The sequence below is a fragment of the Nocardia sp. NPDC019395 genome, assembly GCF_040632335.1.
GTDB lineage: Bacteria > Actinomycetota > Actinomycetes > Mycobacteriales > Mycobacteriaceae > Nocardia.
Window position 1 is genome coordinate 1 of record NZ_JBEYBT010000030.1, and the last position, 17362, is coordinate 17362.

15 protein-coding genes and 2 pseudogenes are annotated in these 17362 nt (G+C 68.1%); 7 read left to right on the plus strand and 10 right to left on the minus strand.

Translation table 11 applies throughout. From position 1 onward, the window contains the following. Window positions 1–166 precede the first annotated feature (166 nt). Window positions 167–742 (minus strand): GNAT family N-acetyltransferase, encoded by a 576-nt coding sequence (locus ABZ827_RS30340; RefSeq protein ID WP_357244181.1) that lies wholly within the window; start codon window positions 740–742, stop codon window positions 167–169. Between the two features lie 94 nt (window positions 743–836). On the opposite strand from ABZ827_RS30340, the gene sigJ reads away from it, so the two are divergent. Continuing rightward, window positions 837–1766 carry an RNA polymerase sigma factor SigJ gene (gene sigJ / locus ABZ827_RS30345; protein WP_357244183.1) on the plus strand — a complete coding sequence of 310 codons (930 nt, stop codon included), beginning with the start codon at window positions 837–839 and terminating at the stop codon, window positions 1764–1766. A gap of 54 nt (window positions 1767–1820) precedes the next feature. Here sigJ and ABZ827_RS30350 read toward each other — a convergent pair whose 3' ends face one another. After that, entirely contained in the window at window positions 1821–2465 is a 645-nt protein-coding gene (locus tag ABZ827_RS30350; RefSeq protein ID WP_357244186.1) for a LysE family translocator, read from the minus strand. Between the two features lie 163 nt (window positions 2466–2628). Here ABZ827_RS30350 and ABZ827_RS30355 point away from each other — a divergent pair, with 163 nt between their 5' ends. From ABZ827_RS30355 to ABZ827_RS30365, 3 genes are all read left to right on the plus strand, one after another. Continuing rightward, window positions 2629–4305, plus strand: coding sequence for a DNA repair helicase XPB (locus ABZ827_RS30355; RefSeq protein ID WP_357244189.1), 1677 nt, complete (start codon window positions 2629–2631; stop codon window positions 4303–4305). Between the two features lie 39 nt (window positions 4306–4344). Then, a complete protein-coding gene (locus tag ABZ827_RS30360; protein ID WP_357244192.1) occupies window positions 4345–5013 on the plus strand; it encodes a DUF3239 domain-containing protein in 669 nt (222 codons plus the stop codon). A 144-nt stretch (window positions 5014–5157) separates the two neighbouring features. After that, entirely contained in the window at window positions 5158–6561 is a 1404-nt protein-coding gene (locus ABZ827_RS30365; protein WP_357244195.1) for a M1 family metallopeptidase, read from the plus strand. 27 nt (window positions 6562–6588) lie between these two features. On the opposite strand, the gene ABZ827_RS30370 is transcribed toward ABZ827_RS30365, so the two are convergent. After that, entirely contained in the window at window positions 6589–8862 is a 2274-nt protein-coding gene (locus tag ABZ827_RS30370; RefSeq protein ID WP_357244198.1) for a helicase-associated domain-containing protein, read from the minus strand. 132 nt (window positions 8863–8994) lie between these two features. Here ABZ827_RS30370 and ABZ827_RS30375 point away from each other — a divergent pair, with 132 nt between their 5' ends. Then, window positions 8995–9183, plus strand: a complete 189-nt coding sequence (locus ABZ827_RS30375; RefSeq protein ID WP_357244201.1) for a hypothetical protein — start codon at window positions 8995–8997, stop codon at window positions 9181–9183. Window positions 9184–9255: 72 nt separating this feature from the next. Here the strand turns inward: ABZ827_RS30375 and ABZ827_RS30380 are convergent, their stop codons facing one another. Continuing rightward, on the minus strand, window positions 9256–9909 hold the full coding sequence (locus ABZ827_RS30380) for a transglycosylase family protein (RefSeq protein ID WP_357244204.1): 654 nt from the start codon (window positions 9907–9909) through the stop codon (window positions 9256–9258). A gap of 376 nt (window positions 9910–10285) precedes the next feature. Beyond that, entirely contained in the window at window positions 10286–10531 is a 246-nt protein-coding gene (locus ABZ827_RS30385) for a hypothetical protein (RefSeq protein ID WP_357244207.1), read from the minus strand. Window positions 10532–10717: 186 nt separating this feature from the next. Between ABZ827_RS30385 and ABZ827_RS30390 the strand changes: the two genes are divergently transcribed. Next, window positions 10718–11137, plus strand: a complete 420-nt coding sequence (locus ABZ827_RS30390; RefSeq protein WP_357244265.1) for a cold-shock protein — start codon at window positions 10718–10720, stop codon at window positions 11135–11137. Window positions 11138–11196: 59 nt separating this feature from the next. Here ABZ827_RS30390 and ABZ827_RS30395 read toward each other — a convergent pair whose 3' ends face one another. From ABZ827_RS30395 to ABZ827_RS30405, 3 genes and pseudogenes are all read right to left on the minus strand, one after another. Further along, window positions 11197–11703: a DUF2771 domain-containing protein gene (locus ABZ827_RS30395; protein ID WP_357244210.1), complete on the minus strand. Its 507-nt coding sequence runs from the start codon at window positions 11701–11703 to the stop codon at window positions 11197–11199. Beyond that, window positions 11700–13124, minus strand: a pseudogene (locus ABZ827_RS30400) (MFS transporter); the annotation flags it as partial. The gene ABZ827_RS30395 and the pseudogene ABZ827_RS30400, both read right to left, overlap by 4 nt. 965 nt (window positions 13125–14089) lie before the next feature. Continuing rightward, window positions 14090–14863, minus strand: coding sequence for a glutaminyl-peptide cyclotransferase (locus ABZ827_RS30405; RefSeq protein WP_357244213.1), 774 nt, complete (start codon window positions 14861–14863; stop codon window positions 14090–14092). 17 nt (window positions 14864–14880) lie between these two features. Here ABZ827_RS30405 and ABZ827_RS30410 point away from each other — a divergent pair, with 17 nt between their 5' ends. Then, window positions 14881–15957, plus strand: coding sequence for a DUF3027 domain-containing protein (locus ABZ827_RS30410; protein WP_357244216.1), 1077 nt, complete (start codon window positions 14881–14883; stop codon window positions 15955–15957). A 9-nt stretch (window positions 15958–15966) separates the two neighbouring features. Here the strand turns inward: ABZ827_RS30410 and ABZ827_RS30415 are convergent. Together ABZ827_RS30415 and ABZ827_RS30420 are read right to left on the minus strand one after the other, a co-directional pair. After that, window positions 15967–16422, minus strand: a pseudogene (locus ABZ827_RS30415) (leucine zipper domain-containing protein); the annotation flags it as partial. After that, entirely contained in the window at window positions 16419–17330 is a 912-nt protein-coding gene (locus ABZ827_RS30420) for an SDR family NAD(P)-dependent oxidoreductase (RefSeq protein WP_357244219.1), read from the minus strand. The pseudogene ABZ827_RS30415 and the gene ABZ827_RS30420, both read right to left, overlap by 4 nt. Window positions 17331–17362 lie beyond the last annotated feature (32 nt).

The following is a 17362-nucleotide window of genomic DNA, read 5'->3' on the forward strand; positions in this document are numbered from 1 at the left end:
AAGGAGCGCAGCGACTGAGCGCCGGGAGTGAAGAACGAGACCAAGGGGGCCCCGAACCCGCGACGCCGCAGGCGGCGCCAAAAACACAGAACCTCATCGGTAGGCTCACCCAACTCTGCGAGGCGCGCGCCTACCCCCGCCCCGCGGCCCGCGGCCCGCGAACCACCTAAACCCCCACCGGCCACCCATCCGCCGGACCGTCCGGGTCGGTGTTCAGCCGACCCGCGACCCAGTGGTCGCGCCGGATCCCACGATGCACACTCCCGAGCCGCGCCAGCCCCTCGTAACGGAACCCGTGTTTACGGGCGACCGCCGCCGACGCGTGGTTGCCGACGAATGCCCGCCAGGTGATGCGGATAAGCCCCATCTCCGCGGGATCGAACCCGAATCCACAGGTCAGCCCGACCGCCCGGGAGATAATTCCTTGTTTACGGTACTCAGGAGCCAGCCAAAATCCGATCTCGGCAGCCGTTTCGTCACGTGGTCGCGTGCCCAGGCCCACTGTCCCGATCAGGCGTCCTCGTTCTGCCGTACGGATCCCCCAGGTCGGACTGCGCCCGGCCCAGCCGTCCGCGACGGCAGTGCCGAGAAAATCTTCCGCGTCCGCGCGGCCGTACGGGGACGGGACGGTCACCCATTCGGCGATCGCCGGGTCCTGACAGCTTTCGACAATCGCATCGATATCAGCCTCTGTCGGCCGGCTCAGCCAGACGGTGCCGTCGGTCAGTGTCTGTTCCTCCACCCGCTCGATGGTCGCATCGCCGCTTGTGTTCCGGCCAGCCGTTTTTCCAGGTCCGGCGCAACCGGGCCGGGTGGCGCGCCGTAGAATCCGGGCGATGGTAGCCGCGCTTCTCGCCGATCAGTTCGAATCCCATCGTGGGCATCTGCTGGCGGTGGCCTACCGGATGACCGGCAGTGTGGCCGATGCCGAGGATGCGGTACAGGAGAGCTGGCTGCGTCTGGCCGGGGCCGCGCAATCGGAGATCGAGGATCTGCGGGCCTGGCTGACCACGGTGGTCTCCCGGTTGTGCCTGGATCGGCTGCGTAGCGCCGCGGTGCGGCGGGAAAGTTATGTGGGGCAGTGGCTTCCGGAGCCGGTGGTGACCCCGCTGGCCGGCGCGGGTGGTTCGGATCCGCTGGCCGCAGTGGTTTTGCGGCAGGAATTCCGGCTGGCGGCGCTGGTGGTGCTGGATCAGCTGACCCCGCCACAACGCGTTGCGTTCGTCCTGCACGAGGGGCTGGAGGTGCCCTACGGCGAGATCGCCACCATCCTGGATATCACCGCGGAGGCGGCGCGGCAGCTGGCCGCTCGGGCACGGAGGGCGGTGCGGGAGCAGACGCCGCAGCCCGTGGCAGACAGTGAGCACGAGGTGGCGGTTCAGCAACTTCTGGTGGCGATCGCGACCGGTGACGCGCAGGCGGTGGCTGCCGTACTGCATCCGGATGCGGTGATGATCGGCGATTCCGGCGGAACCACGCCGACCGCGCATAATGTGATCTTCGGCCCGGATAAGGTATCCCGCCTGTTCCTCGGGCTCATCCGCCGCTACGGGCTCGACCGGCCGGGGGAGGATTTCATGGCGGACGGGGTGGAGTTCGTCCGAGTCAACGGTCAGCTCGGGGCCTTGTTCAAGGCGCGCCCGGGTGATGGGGTGTATCCGGGGTTCCCTTCGCGGGTAATGGGTTTCACCGTGGTGGACGGCCTGATCCGCGGTGCCTACGATATCGCCAACCCGGCCAAGTTGAGCGGGATCAGAACAGACTGACACTCGGGTGAATCGGATACCTGCTCGCGGGTGAACACCGGGTCGCCGGACGGTTCAGGCGGGCGCCGGCCTGGTTCGATCGGTGAGCAGGAGCGCCGCCATGGTGCCCAGTACCGTCCCCATCAGCAGCCGTTGTATCCGGAGCCACAGCCGGCGCCCCGCCAGGAATCGGCTCACCGTACCCGCAGTGCATACGATCAGTGCGTTCACCGCCAGCGCGACCGTGATCTGTACCGCGCCCAGGCATAGGCTCTGCGACCACACCGGACCGGCCCCGGGTACGACGAACTGGGGGATCAGAGCCAGGTACATCACGGCGATCTTCGGGTTGAGCAGATTGGTCACGAGTCCCATGCCGAACAGCCGGCCGGCCGGATCCCGGGGCAGGGTCTCGGGTGCGAACACCGATACCGCGCCCGGCCGGAGAGTCTGCCAGGCGAGCCAGAGCAGGTAGCCCGCCCCGGCCAGCTTCAGCGCGGTGTACAGCTCGGGGACCAGCGAGAACACCGCGGTTATCCCGGTCGCGGCGGCGGTCAGGTACACCCCGAAACCGGCGGCGACGCCGGCCAGCGATATCAAACCGGCGCGCCGGCCCTGCGATATCGTGCGCGAGACCAGGTACATCATGTTCGGGCCGGGAGTGAGGACCAGTCCGAGCGCCGCCACCGCGACACCGGCCGCGGCCGAGGTTTCGATCATGCCTCCGATACTGGAGGTACCCGGCGGCGGTGTCTCGGTCCAGTTGGTACCTACTGGCCGGGTGGGCCGGGCCCGGTATCCCGCAGGACTGTCCGCGACGTCTCACCGGCGTTGTCGGTGGCTTCGGGGACAATGGGCAGAAGTCGAGGTGAGGAGGTGTCCCGTGGCGGACGGGCCACTGATCGTACAGAGCGATAAAACACTGCTGCTGGAGGTCGATCACGAGCTCGCGGACGTGGCACGGCAGGCGATCGCCCCGTTCGCCGAGCTGGAGCGGGCGCCCGAGCATGTGCACACCTACCGCGTCACCCCGCTGGCGCTGTGGAACGCGCGGGCCGCGGGACACGACGCCGAGCAGGTGGTGGATGCGCTGGTCAGCCATTCTCGGTACCCGGTCCCGCAGCCGCTGCTGGTCGATATCGTCGATACGATGGCCCGATACGGGCGGTTACAGCTGGTCAAACATCCGGCGCACGGTCTGACCCTGGTCAGTCTGGATCCGGCGGTCCTCGCGGAGGTGCTCCGGCACAAGAAGATCGCTCCGATGCTCGGTGAGCGTCTCGACGACGACACCGTGGTCGTGCATGCGGCCGAACGCGGGCATATCAAACAGCAGCTGCTGAAGATCGGATGGCCCGCGGAGGACCTGGCCGGTTACGTCGACGGCGAGGCGCACCCCATCGATCTGGACTATCACGGCCACGGCACGAGCTGGCAGTTGCGCGACTACCAGGAGATGGCGGCCGATTCGTTCTGGGCCGGCGGGTCCGGGGTGGTGGTATTGCCCTGCGGAGCGGGTAAGACGATGGTCGGCGCGGCCGCCATGGCCCGGGCCAAGGCCACCACCCTGATCCTGGTGACCAATACCGTCGCCGGCCGGCAGTGGCGGCGCGAACTGCTCGCGCGGACTTCGCTCACGGAGGACGAGATCGGCGAATACTCCGGCGAACGCAAGGAGATCCGGCCGGTCACGATCGCCACCTACCAGGTGATAACCCGGAAATCGAAGGGCGAGTACAAACACCTCGAACTGTTCGACAGCCGCGACTGGGGTCTGGTGATCTACGACGAGGTGCATCTGCTGCCCGCCCCGGTCTTCCGGATGACGGCGGATCTGCAGTCGCGGCGCCGCCTCGGCCTCACCGCGACGCTGGTCCGTGAGGACGGCCGCGAAGGCGATGTGTTCTCGCTGATCGGGCCCAAACGCTACGACGCGCCGTGGAAGGATATCGAGGCCCAGGGCTGGATCGCGCCGGCCGAATGTATCGAGGTCCGGGTGACGCTCACCGATGCCGAGCGGATGTCGTATGCCACCGCCGAACCGGAAGAGCGCTACAAACTGTGCTCCACCGCGCATACCAAGATCGCGGTGGTGAAATCCATTCTCGACCGGCATCGCGACGCGCCGACTCTGGTGATCGGTGCCTACCTGGATCAGCTGGACGAACTCGGCGCCGCGCTGGACGCACCGATTATTCAGGGCTCCACGAAGAACAAGGAGCGGGAAGCGCTGTTCGACGCGTTCCGGCGTGGGGAAGTGCCGGTACTCGTCGTCAGTAAGGTGGCGAACTTCTCCATCGACCTGCCGGAAGCATCGGTTGCGGTACAGGTTTCGGGAACTTTCGGCTCCCGGCAAGAGGAAGCCCAGCGACTCGGCCGGCTGCTGCGGCCCAAACAGGACGGTGGTCAGGCCCATTTCTATTCCGTGGTGGCCCGCGACACTCTCGATGCGGATTATGCCGCGCATCGGCAACGTTTTCTCGCGGAACAGGGATATGCCTATCGGATAACCGATGCCGATGATCTGCTGGGTCCCGCGTTCGGGGCGAGTGACCAATAGCGGCACCGGAGTTCGACCGACTGCGTAAGGAATGGCGACGTGCGACGCTTCGAATTCGTGGTGGACCGCCGGCATGCTCACGCGGTCAACGAAGTAGTCGCCGGACGCCGCCGGTTGCGGCTGGCCGCGGTGGTCGCGGTGCTGCTCGGCGCCGGCGCCACCGCCTATCTGGTGTGGTTGAGCCGGGCCTGGTCCTATCCGTTGGCCCTGGCCTGTGCCCTGGGCGCCGCGACCGCGATGTGGGTGGCGCTGTGGGCCCCGCGCCGCGCCGGTATCGCCCGGCTCTACGCGGAGGGAGAACTCGTACCGGCGGTCGTCTCCCGGATCCATCCTCGCGGCGCGGTGCTGCTCGCGCTGGTCAATGTGGCCCGCCGGGATACCGGTGAATCCCGGTACGCGCTGGTGACAAAGAACGTCCGGGGGCTGCCCGCGCATCGCGTCGCCGAGGGGGAACGGGTGCCGGCGATCGCGGTTCGCGGCGATTCGACGGCACCTGTGACCGCGGAACGCTGGCTGCCGGTCGATGTCATGCCGATCGCCTGGGGGACAGCGGATATCGCCGTGATCGAGTGCGCCCGCGCGGTTGTTACCGAGATCGAATGGCGCCTGCTCACCGATAATCTCGCGCTGGCGGATCGCGTGCAGCGCAGTGCCACCAGGCGACTGCTGCTGGATCCGGGTCAGCTTCCGGAGGGGCTCGGCGCCTGACTCGCGCCGCGGCGGCCGGCGGTGATCACGGGAAGCCGCCGCGCGCCGGATGTTCCGGTGCGCCCATCGGGCAGGGAATACGACTAACGTCGTCGTCCGGGGTTATCGCAGTGATCGCACGCCGACCGCGGAAGGTGGAAACGTATGAGGCTCGCCCACTGGCTGATCGCGGGGGTGGTGGTGCTGTCGAGTCTGTCCCTGGTACCGGCGGCGGCGCAGGCGCCGCCCGGCCCGCTGGCCGGCGCGGACGGGCTGGGAGACCCCTACTTCCCGCAGGACGGGAACGGCGGTTACGACGTGCAGCACTACGAGGTGACCCTGGGTTACGATCCGGCCGGCCACAATCTCACCGGGTCGACACGGATCGATGCCAATGCCACCCAGCCGCTCACCGCCTTCGATCTCGACTTCACGGGGCCGCCGGTGAGCGCGGTCCGGGTGAACAATATGCCCGCTGGATTCGCCTGGCGGGAACCGCACGAGCTGGTCGTCACGCCGGCGCTGCCGCTGCTGCCCGGTCTGCCCTTCACTGTCACAGTCGAATACGCGGGCGTTGCCGCCGATACCGGCGGCGAAGGCTGGACCTACGCGCCGACGGGCGGTGCTTTCGCCGCGGGACAACCGCATTCGGCCGCGACCTGGTACCCGCTCAACGACTCTCCCCGGGACAAGGCCACCTTCACCCTGCACGCGACCGTGCCCGCGGAATGGGAGGTCGTCTCCGGGGGCACCCGGGCGCGCGACGAGGTGCGTGACGGGTTCCGGACGGTCAGCTGGGAACAGCGCCGTCCGGTGATCGGCTACCTGACCACCGTCGCCATCGACCGTTTCGAATTCCTGGAGCAACGCCGCGCCGACGGTACTCCGCTGGTGAGCGCGTTCGCACCCGGCGCCGAGGAACTCCGGGAACATGAGCAGCGGTTGCCCGAAGTTCTCGATTTCATCGAAAATCTCTACGGTCCCTATCCTTTCGATACGGGCGGTGGTATCTACCTGTCCGCGCCGCTGCCGTTCTCCTTGGAAACGCAGACCCGGCCCACCTATGCCTCGTGGGCGGATCTGAACACGGTGGTGCACGAGGTGGCCCACCAGTGGTGGGGTGATTCGGTTTCGGTGTACAGCTGGTCGGATATCTGCCTGAACGAATGCCTCGCCAGCTATACCGCCGACTACCTGTGGCCGGAACGGATGGAAGGCGTCGATGTGGACGCCGAATACCGGGATACGATTCGTAAGGCCATGGAGAAACCCGCATTCTGGAAGGTGCCACTGCAGGATCCTGGCCCGGAGAAGATGTTCACCTCGGTGTATTACCGCGGCCCGCTTTTCTTGCACGCCCTGCGTAAACAGCTGGGGGACAGGGTGTTCTTCGACGCACTCCGCGAATTCATGGCCGCGCACGCCTATGGGCACGCCTCGATGCCGGAATTCCGTGCCTTCATCCAGTCGAAATCACCGGTCGATCTGACGGGGTTCTTCGATTCCTGGTTGCACGGCACCTCCGCGCCGCCCGACCAGTATCTCTATCCCGGAAACTTGCGGGGCTGAGTGAACCGGTAGTCGGCCCGGCCGGGATTACTCCAGTAACGCGACCGACGAGATCCGGTGCAAGGTGAACTGCCGGACGGTTCCGGTCACCGGGTCCAGTGCCTCGAGCTGCCCATTGCCGACCCGTACGGGTTCGACCACGCGCTGGATCGCCGTACCTTTGGCGTCGACGTAGCCGATATGCACCTGCCGGCGCACCCGCGCGGCGAGTTGCAGGAGGGCCAGTGCGGCGGCCGTGGTGGTGCGGCTCCCGTCGCTGCGGACTGCCTGACCGGAGGCCGCGCCGGCGGCGCGTTCACTCGCCCGCAGTTCGGTGACCAGGAGTTCGAGCTGTTCCCTGGTCGGCGGGGAGGGGCGGTACGGCTGGCGAGCGTGTGGGCGCACATTGATCCGCGCCCCGCGCTGCCGGAGGTCGACTATCGCGCCGGAGGCGTCTTCACCGGCCGGGGCGAACCCGGCCGTGCGCAACTCGTCGAACAGTTCGCCCAGCGGCGCCTGGGATATCGCGACTGTCGGCGCGATTCCGCGCAGTGCCAGGGTCGCGGCCACGGGGGAGGCGAGAACCTGGGCCAGGAGCGCGGGATCCTCACTGCGTACGAAGGATTGCGCCATCCCGGCGCGCAACCGGCCGTGCCGCCGGGCCACATCGTCGATGAGGTAGGTCAGCGTCTGCGGCACCGGGGTGCGGGAGTGGCGGTCGAAGAGGCTGTGCAATTCCGCGGCCGTGAGCCCGGCGTCGAGCGCTCGGCGCAGTGAGGATTCCGATAAGCGGTAAACGGTAGCGGCGCCGGCCGATTCCACATCGGCGACCAGCGCGATCCGTTGCTGCAACTCGGCGGCGAGCGGACCGGGCGCTACCACCGTCAGATCCGCTTGGACCAGGACATGATCGACGGGATCGGGTAGCGCTGCTTCGAGTTCGGCTTCGGCCGCCGACAGCGTTCCGGTCAGCAGGGCGCGGCCGGGGGTGGTGAGCGCGCCGCGGCCGATGAGCCCGAGCGCGGCGGCCTCGCGCAGGGTGTTGTCCACGACCTGGCCTCGATAGAGCCGCCGGCGTCGCGGGGCGCGCCAGGACAGCAGCCGGCCGATATCAGCGGGAACCAGGGCGGTACCCGGATCTTGTTCGGCCAGGGCCGCGAGAACGGTCCGGCGCTCGCGCACCGCGTAGGGCACGCGCAGTTCGTGGGCGAGCGCGGCCAGCGGTTTGTCCGCGTCGTCGCGCAGGCCGATCATCCACGGGTGCCGGTCCATTTCCAGCCAAGCGTGTGCCAGCGGTGCCCAGCGGCGTGCCGGTGGGGCCTCGAGCCAGGAATCGGCGGCCGGGGTGGGAGCCCAGAATTCGTCCGCGTCGAGTTCGGGTGCCGGGTCGGGGAAACCCTTCTCGATCAGTTTCGCCGCGGCCAGTAGTTCCACCAGTAGGCCGGCGCGGGGTTCGTCGATCCCGGCGGTCCGGGCGATCCGGCGCAACTCGCGCACCCCGAGCCCACCTGCCCGCAGCGCGGGTGCGGGTGCCTGGCCCAGTACCTCGAGAATCGCGGCGCAGTGCCGCAGCAGTTCACCGACCTCCCCGGCCCCCACCCCGTTCACCTCGTCCATCGAATGGGCAGTGGTCACCGGTTCGGGTGGGGTCAGGCGGTGTGGATCGGTAACCGGCTCGCCTCGTAGCAATTGACCCACCGCGGGCGGTAATTCCACCGTTTCGTCGTCGATCCAGCGCAACAGCCGCCGCGCCAGCAGCCGGGGGATCGGGCGATCGGCCGGGGCGTCCGGTGCCGCGTCACGGGTGCGGCCGCGTGGGCCCGTTTCGGCGAGTTTGTCCAGTAGGGCGCGTTCGGCCCCGGGGAGTTCGGCGAGGGCCGCGGAGATCTCCGCCTCGGTCAGCGAACCGGTGTCATCCGTTCCGCTGCCCAGCGGCCAGGGTAGGGCCTCGGCGACGGCGGGGACCAGCCGGAGGCGGTCGCCCACCGACCAGACCAGTGCTCGATCGGTGAGTTCGGTGAGGGCGGCATCCACTGTCGCGGCTTTGGCGCGCCCGCGCAGCGCCCGCTTCAATTCGGTACGCGTCAGCGGCTCCTCGCCGGACGCGGTGTTCACGGCCATCGTCTCCACGATCCCGAAGGCCGTCGTATCCAGATCGTCGGCGGCTCGCAGCACCGAGGCACGTTGTTCGGCACGGGTGGCGAGCACCGCCATCGAGGCGGGTAGCGGCACCGCGAGATCGGGTCGCCGCTCGAGCAGAGCCACCAGTTGGGCGTCGGATCGGCCGCCGAGCCAGGCGGTATACGAGTCTGGGCCGGTCATCCGGTCCAGACTAGCGGCGGCCGGATTCCGCGGTGTGGCTGCGGCCCGTCACAAGGCGGGTGATCGGTGAGCCGGTCCACCGAGCAGTGGTTGTCCTGTCGGCCCGCCGCGCCGTCATGCCAGAATAAGGAGGTGGTGAACAAATCGAAGAAACCCTACGTCGACAACGGCTGGCCCCAGGTTGCCGACGGCGAGCACGCCGTCACCGAGCTGTCGTCGGCTCGCTCCGGTAACCTCTCGCCCTTCGGCGAGGACACCGAGTTCCCGGTGGCTGCCGAGCAGTTGCCGTACGTGCATCCGAATACGGTGATCAACCGCTGAGCGGACGGACGAAAGAACCCCGCATCCGAAGATCTGGATGCGGGGTTCTTTCGTAGTACGGGGGTGTGCCGCTCAGGAAGGAAGCATGCCCTTGTGGGTCTCGTAGAAGCCCAGGACGGACGGATCCAGCTGAGTGTTGTTCGCCTTGACGGCCTCGAAGAGGTCCAGCGCGGGCTGCGGAACCTGGACTCCCTGTGCTTTGACAGTGGCCAGGGCGCGATCCACCGCGGTGTAGACCTCTTGGGTCTGGGTCGTCGGCGCGGAAGCCTCCACCTGCGGCGCGGCGGGCGCGGCCTGAGTGCTCGGGGTCTCCGTTTGCACGGCGGGGGTGTCGGCCGGGGTCTCGCGCGGGGTCGAGCCGCTGCTCAGACCCAGCGAGGAGGAGCAGGAGGGCCAGGCGCCCCAGCCCTGCGAGGCGAGGACCTTCTCGGCGACCACGATCTGCTGCTCGCGGCTGGCCTGGTTGGCGGTCGGCGCGTAATCCCCGCCACCGTTCGCCTGCCAGGTGCTCTCCGAGAACTGCAGTCCGCCGTGATAGCCGTTGCCGGTGTTGATGCCCCAGTTTCCACCGGCTTCGCACTGTGCGAGTCGATCCCAGTCGGAGTCGGGTGCCGCGCTGGCATTACCGGCGAGGGCTACACCCGCACCGCTGATCATGGCACCGGTGACGGCGACCTTGGCCACAGTGCGACCGGTATTGGTGGGCTTGCGATGGCGTCCACTCATTCGGGTTCGTCTTCCTCTCGTACGCACCTGCGAGGTTTTCGCTCGGGTCCAGGCTGAGAGGGTGCCCGTCCCGCCCTCGCCCCTGCGTTTTCCTTGGGGTCCGGTACCCGCGGGGCGAGGTTCGGTGCGGCGGGCCGGTGGGCCGGTGTGCCCGGCTGGGTAAGACGGTACGACGTTCCCGGCGAAAAATCACTTTTTGGTAACCGGCGTGTGCGGAGGGGTTGCGGAGCGGTCACGGTTGGCTCTCGGCGACTCTGTGCAGCTAGTGGACGCGCACTGAGGGACCGGAACGCGGTGCAATAGCCGTTATTCTACCGTTATGTGATTAACATCACATAACGGTTCGAGGGCGTGTCGGCCGGGTACTGAACAGTTGTCACCTGGATCGGCGGCCGGATCGCAGCGTGAATATCAGCGCGACAACGAAGCCGACCGGCGCCAGCATGGCGCCCAGGTACAACCACAACCCTGGTTTCCCGTCCGTGAGGATCGGGGTCAGGAAGATCGCTACGACGGACAGCAGTCCGAGGGCGAATAAGCCCAGCGCCACAATCAGGAGCCAGTTGCCGGGGGTGCGCGCGGGCGGCGGGGTGGCGGGCCGGGGATCGTCGGGGTTGGTCACCTTTCGACGGTAAAACTGATGTGCTGGTGTCCTGCCCACCGGGGTAGACTCGGCAACGATCTCGCGTCCTGCATGCTTGTGGGGCGCGTTTTTCGAGTAACGGCAGAACTCGCCACCGGCGGGTTTCAGCACATATGTGCCCGTGCCCCATGGGCCGGGCGCCGAACAGACGAACGGGTGAGCGCAGTGCCGACCGGCAAGGTGAAGTGGTACGACGTGGAAAAGGGCTTCGGCTTCCTTTCCCAGGACGAGGGTGAGGATGTCTATGTCCGCTCGTCCGCGCTGCCCCAGGGTGTGGAGACGCTGAAGCCGGGTCAGCGGGTGGAATTCGGAATGGCGGCCGGCCGGCGCGGCCCGCAGGCGCTGAGCCTGAAACTGGTCGAGGCCCCTCCATCGGTCCGGCAGAACCAGGAGCGCAACGCTCGTAAGGAGCCTCCGGCCCGTAAGCACAATCCGGACGAACTGCACGGGATGGTCGAGGACATGATCACCCTGCTGGAAGCCAAGGTGCAGCCCGATCTCCGGAAGGGCCGCTACCCGGATCGCAAAACGGCGCAGCGGATCTCCGAAGTGGTGCGCGCGGTGGCGCGGGAACTCGACCGCTGATCCGAATACTGAACCGGTAGTGGGCCGGTCCGGTTCGACCGGACCGGCCCACCGGTATCTCAGGCGGTTTTGATCGACCAGATCGCGTGCGGGATCGAGAATTCTTTTCCGGTCTCGTCGATCGCGATGATCATGACCTGCAGCTCCACGCCGATCAGCTCCAGCCCCGGCTCGGGACGCGAATCGACCGTCAGGGCGCGGATATCGTTCGGATGGTCGCGGTAGCTGCTGGGTTTCTCGACCACTTCGCCGTTCTCGCGCGCGTACAGCGGTAGCAGTTCCCAGGGCGTGCCCACGACCTCGGACGGCAGCGAGATCTGCAGCGGGTCGCCGGTCGGTACCTCGAGGGATACGGTCTCGCCCTGCCGGCAGTTCTCCATCCGCACCGTGCAGTAGTAGAACGGCGGAACCGTCACGGCTTTCCCGTGGGAGTACGCCGTGAGCTCCGGCTCGTGCGGTTCGACGTCGCGCGCCAGCAACCAGACCACGCCGGCGGTCCCGGCAACCAGCACCAGGATCCCGGCCAGGGCCAGCGCGAGGGTCATGCGGATTCTGTTCGTACTCACCGGATGGCGTCTCCTGGTCGGGGTTCGTGGTGGGGCACTTCTTGTTCGGCGTGCAACGGGCGGTGGCCGCCGAGGCCGGGCAGCAGGCTGTGCCCGCGGGAACTCAGCACAGTCTGGACCAGGCCCGCGGCGAGCAGTCCACTGACCACCGCGAACCCTTTCCAATAATCGGTCGGTAGCAGGACCCCGCCGGCTCCGCCGATCACCCAGCTCAGCTGCAGCACCGTCTCGGAGCGGCCGAACCCGGAGGCGACCGATTCCGGCGGGAGATCGTCTTGGATGGAGGCGTCCAGCGAGACCTTGGCCAGTGCGCTGGCCCCCGCCGCGACCAGCGCGGCCAGCGCGGCGCCGAACAGATTGCCCAGCATGAGCGCGACAGCCGAGACCACGGTGCAGGCGAGGGTGCAGTTCACCACGATCAGCGAGGGCCGGCCGAGCCGCAGCCGGGCGCCGGCCGCGTTACCGGCGAAGTTGCCTACGGCAGCCGCGGCGCCGACCAGTCCGAGCATCGCCGCCTGCTGTACCGGACGATGTTCGGTCGCTTTGGCGACGAAGGCGATATAGAAGGTCAGGAATCCGGTGAGCAACCGGATGCTGCCGTTACCCCACAACCCGGTGACCACCGCGCGCCCCAGCGGCTGACGGCGTTTACGCGGCGGCACGCCGGATTCGTGGCCACTTTCGAGCACTTCGGTCTGCGGGTCGTAGCCGTGGTAGGTAAGCGTCGCCGGGACCTCGCCCTCGGTGATCTCCACCCAGCGCGGGATATGCCAGCTCAGATAGGCACCGCCTACGGCGATACCGGCGGCCAGGATCAACGCGCCGGTCGAGCCGGCGACAGCGGCCGTCACCCCGGCCAGCCCGCCGGCCCCCAATGTGCCGCCGACCAGACCGAATACCGTCAGCCGGGAATTGGTGCGGACGAGGTCTATATCCGGTGGGAGAACACGCGGTGTCACCGCGCTCTTCAGCACAGCGAACGATTTGCTGAGCACCATCATGCACAGGGCCAGGGGATACAGCACCCAACTGTCGAAGCTGAAGATCAACACCACGGCGAGCACCACGCGTACGGCGAACGAACCGGCCAGCGCCAGCCTGCGGCCGCGCTGCAAACGATCCAGAGCCGGCCCGATGAGCGGCGCGATGATCGCGAACGGCGCGATGGTGATCAGCAGGTACAGCGCGACCTTGGATTTGCTCTCGGCGGTCGCGCTGGCGAAGAACAGGGTGTTGGCCAGCGCCACCGCGATCGCCGCGTCCAAGGCGAAGTTGGCCATTGTCGCGTAGGTGAGCGCGGTGAGTCCCGATTTGTCCGCACCGTCGGCCTCCGCGGCCCGCCGGAAGGTGGCGATACCCTTCCCGGTGAGCTCGCGGCCGCGCATCGCCGCGACCCGGGTGACGGTGAGTTTGCGGGGGACGTTGCGAGCGTCCGAGTCGGATCCGGAGTCGTCGGGTTCGCCGCCGCGGTACTCCTTGGTCAGCGGGGGCTCTTCGGTTTCGTGGCGCGCTGCTCCGGGATCGTGCGGGTCGCCCGTACCGATCTGTTCAGGAGTTGTACGGGAGTCGGCGGCATTCGGCGACCAGCGGTCGCGGGCGGCGTCGCCGTGGGGTGTGGATCGGTTCTCGGCGCGGTACTCCGCAGGACCTGCCTTCGCGGCGGCGGCGGTCGCGTTGCCGGCGGGCCGGGTCGTCTCGCCGTGGCGTCGGCCGCCGGCGCCTTCCACCGCTTCCCTCATCCCGCTGCCCGATACGCCGAACCGTTCGCGCTCGCCCCGAGCGGGTTGCGCCGCGTCCGCGACCTGCCCGGTCTGCCTGCCCGCGGCCCCGCGGTCGGCGCCCGGTGCGGCGGCGCGCGGCGGTATGTCCCGGCGTGGTTCGGCGAAGGCACGCCGACGGCCCTGTTCGGGCGGTGCCGGCTCCCGCACGGCCGCGGGTTCGGGTTGCGGTGCGGTGCCGCGGGGTTGCGGTGCGCTGCCGCGTGAGCCGCCCAGGGCGCCGAATACCCGGGCGAAACGGCTCAACCGGCCGGGTGCGGGAGCAGGCGGCGGTAGCCGGTCGTCGCCGTGGGGTGCCGGTCCGGGGCCGTCGTGCGCCGGACCGGATTCGCCGACCGGGAACGGGCGGGTCGGAGGTGGGGCCGGGCGGGTGTTGCCGGGGTCGGGTTCGCGATTGCGGTGTGGCACGTTCGGCGGGGGATAGCGGTCGAAACCTGGATGCCGCTGGGGTGGCGGAGACTCGCCGGCGTGCCACTGGCCGCGATCGGAACCGGAGGGCTCGCGGGAAGTGGGCACTCCTCAATTCTGGCCCACGGCGGGCGCGGCGAAACCCCGCCCTGTCCAGCGCGGCCGGAAAGTGAGCTGTGTCGCTTCCGCGGGTCGTGCGATCAGGCCGGGACGAAACGGACCTCGAAGGCCGCCGGCCAGTACTTTCCGGTGATCAGGAAGCGATCGGTTCCCGGGATCTGGGCGATACCGTTGAGCACATCGGCACCCGCGCGCTGCTCCGGCGTCAGCAGACCCGCGGCGTCTATGACCGACAGGACACGCCCGGTCTCCGGATCGATCCGCAGGATGTGATCGGTTTCCCAGTCATTGGCGTAGACCGATCCGTCCTCGGCGCAGTCCAGTTCGTTGAGGCGTGCATCGGTATGGCTGGTCAGCGCGACCGAACCCGTCACGGCGAAGGTGCTGGGGTCACGGAAGGTGAGGGTCGCCGATCCGTCGCTCATGACCAATCGTCCGTCGCGGTGGCACAGCCCCCAGCCCTCGCCCTGGTACGGCACCTGCCGCTGCTCGGCGAGCGAATGCGGATCGCGGGCGAAGGCCACCCCTTCCTTCCAGGTGAGCTGCCACAGGGTGTCGCCGGCGAGGGTGATGCCCTCGCCGAAATACGGCGGCGGTAGTTCGGCGCGGGCCAGTTCCGCGCCGGTACGCCGGTCGGTGCTGCGCACACCGGACCGGCCGACCATTCCGGTGCTCTCGTACAGCACGTCACCGTCGATTTCCAGGCCTTGGGTGAACGCAGACGGGTCGTGTGGATAGGTCGTGATCACCTCGACTGTCAGGCGCTGGGCCTGACCGTCGGCGTTCGCGCACGCGCCCGGCGCGAGCAGACAGACCAACGCGGCACCGACCCAGGTACGCCGAGTGTGCTTCATACGGCAAAATGTAGACCGTGAGCGCAGTATCTGTTTCGGACACCGACGTACGGTCGATCCTGAGCCGGGCCGTCGACCTGGCTCGTAGTGCGCTCGTGGACCTGGAACCGGCCGGGGTCGGGGCGCACCTCGGGGTACGTGCCGAGGACGAATGCGCCGCGACGCATTGCTTCGAGGCCACCCTCCCCGGGTACCACGGCTGGCAGTGGGCCGTGGTGGTCGCCGCGGCCCCGGATACCGACCGGGTGACGGTGAGCGAATCCGCGCTGCTGCCCGGCCCGGATGCGCTGACCGCGCCGGATTTCGTCCCGTGGGATCAGCGCATCCGCCCGGGCGATCTCGCCCCCGGGGATCTGCTGGCACCGCCTGCGGACGATCAGCGCCTGGCGCCCGGCTATATCGCGACCGGCGACCCCGAAGTCGACGAGGTGTGCTTCCAGGTCGGGCTGGGCCGTAAGCAGGTCCTGAGCCTGGAGGGCCGCGCCGATGCCGCCCAGCGCTGGTACGCCGAGTACGGCCCGGACAGCGAAATGGCGAAGGCCGCCCCCGCCTCCTGCGAAAGCTGTGGGTTCTACGTACCGCTGGCCGGCGCGCTGCGCTCCGCGTTCGGCGTCTGCGCGAACGCCATGGGCGCCGACGGGCATGTTGTGCACATGGGGTACGGCTGCGGAGCGCATTCGGACACCGCGCTGCCGACCGGCGCCGGGTCGCCGCTGTACGAGGCATACGACGACGCCGCCGTGGAGGTCTTTCCGGTGCGGTCGCCGAAACCGCCGGAGGGCGGGGCCGCGACGGGTACCGAGTCCGCGGACGGGTCATCGGGACCGGCACAGTCCGAGAACGGTGGCACGGAGACCCCAGTTGTCGCGGCGACGGCTCAGGAAGCGGATCCCGCAGAAGCTGTGCAGGAAGCTCCCGGAAAATTCGTGCCGGAATCCGCGGACACGGTTCCGGATCGGCCGCGGGATGCCGCGGCGGAGACGGGAGAAGTGGCGCGGCAGCCCGAAGCAGCCGAGTCGGGTTCCGGGTACGAGGCCGGAGCCTGCGGCGGCCCAGGTGCCGGGGCGGCAGAGGGATCGAACTCGAACTCCTAGCTCTATGAGGGCCCGGACGTCGGTGACACCGTCCCGGAGTCGCGACGCTGGTGGCTGACCGCCCGCACCGCTGTGTGGCCAGTGGTAGTTGTAGTGGATGTTCCGGACCGTGATCGCAGCTGAGTGGGCATCCTCGCTGGTGAACTCGCGGGCGTAGAGCAGTTCCTCGGCCAGGAATGCCGCGGCGGTCGCCCCCTTCTCGTCGTCGAGGGGGTCGGTGTAAGAGAGCCGGGAGAAGCCGTCGATTGCCGAGTGCAGGTAGGTGTATTCAGCCTTCACGCCAGCGGATTTTGCTCGGGCTGTGGCCCTGGCTTGATCGCTGTCGCGGCCGTATATGCGCCAGCTGGACGCGCACGCTCTCGATATCCCCATCTCGGCGGCGACGTGCGCGATCGGTCGGGTCTGGCATCGGGCTATCAGGCGATATCGACCCTCCACGCTGAGCGGGGTGTTGCGGTGGGTCACGGAAGCATGTCGGATCGTGTGATCGCCGGCGTCAACCGCCCGCGGTGCGTCTCACACAGTTCCCAAATCGTGTTGCGCGTGCGTTCGTCCAGAACAGCATCGGGCCACGGGGTCGGGATGGCCTTGGTGTTGAAGTAGGTGCCGTTGGTGTTGCGGACCTCGGGGCTAGTCGCGAGATGAATGCTGGACCGTGTGGCCTCGAGCAGTGCCTTGTGGCCGTAGACCACCGGCATCGCCAGCCGCAGCAGCGGCACGATCGGACGAGCCAGCGGTGGGTAGGCGCCGATGGTGAGGTCCCTGTTCATCGAGGTGTACGCATGTCCGGGGTAGGCCACGTTCAGCGTCACCGGTGTCCCTTCGACCTCCTGAGCAAAGCGGTAACTCATCGCCATCTGGGCCAGCTTGGTCTGGTTGTAGAAGGACAAGCCGACGTAGGACTTCTCACCCTGGAGGTTGTCCAGATCGATCCGGCCCTTCGGGATGCCGCCGGTGATGTTGATGACCCGAGCCTCACCCGAGGATGTCAGGGCTGGCATCAGCCAGTGCGTGAGGCAGAACGGCGCGACCACGTTGACCGCGAAAGCAGTCTCGATACCGTCCTCCGTCACCTCACGATGAGATCTGGTCGCTCCCGCGTTATTGATCAGCACGTCGACGCCACGACTCCGGGTGCTGACCTCCTCGGCGAGGCGCTTCACGTCGCTGAGCCGGGACATATCGGCAGTTATCGCCTCGACTCGGCGGTTCCCGCTGGAGCTGCGGAGTTCCTCCACGGCGGCATCGGCGCGGTTCTTGTCGCGCCCAACGAGGATCACGCGTGCGTCCAGTTCAGCCAACTGTCGCGCTGTCTCTTTCCCGATCCCTCCGGTGCTTCCGGTCACCAGCACGGTTTTGCCATCCACAACCATCGCTCCACTCCATCGGCTCATGTCACTTGGTG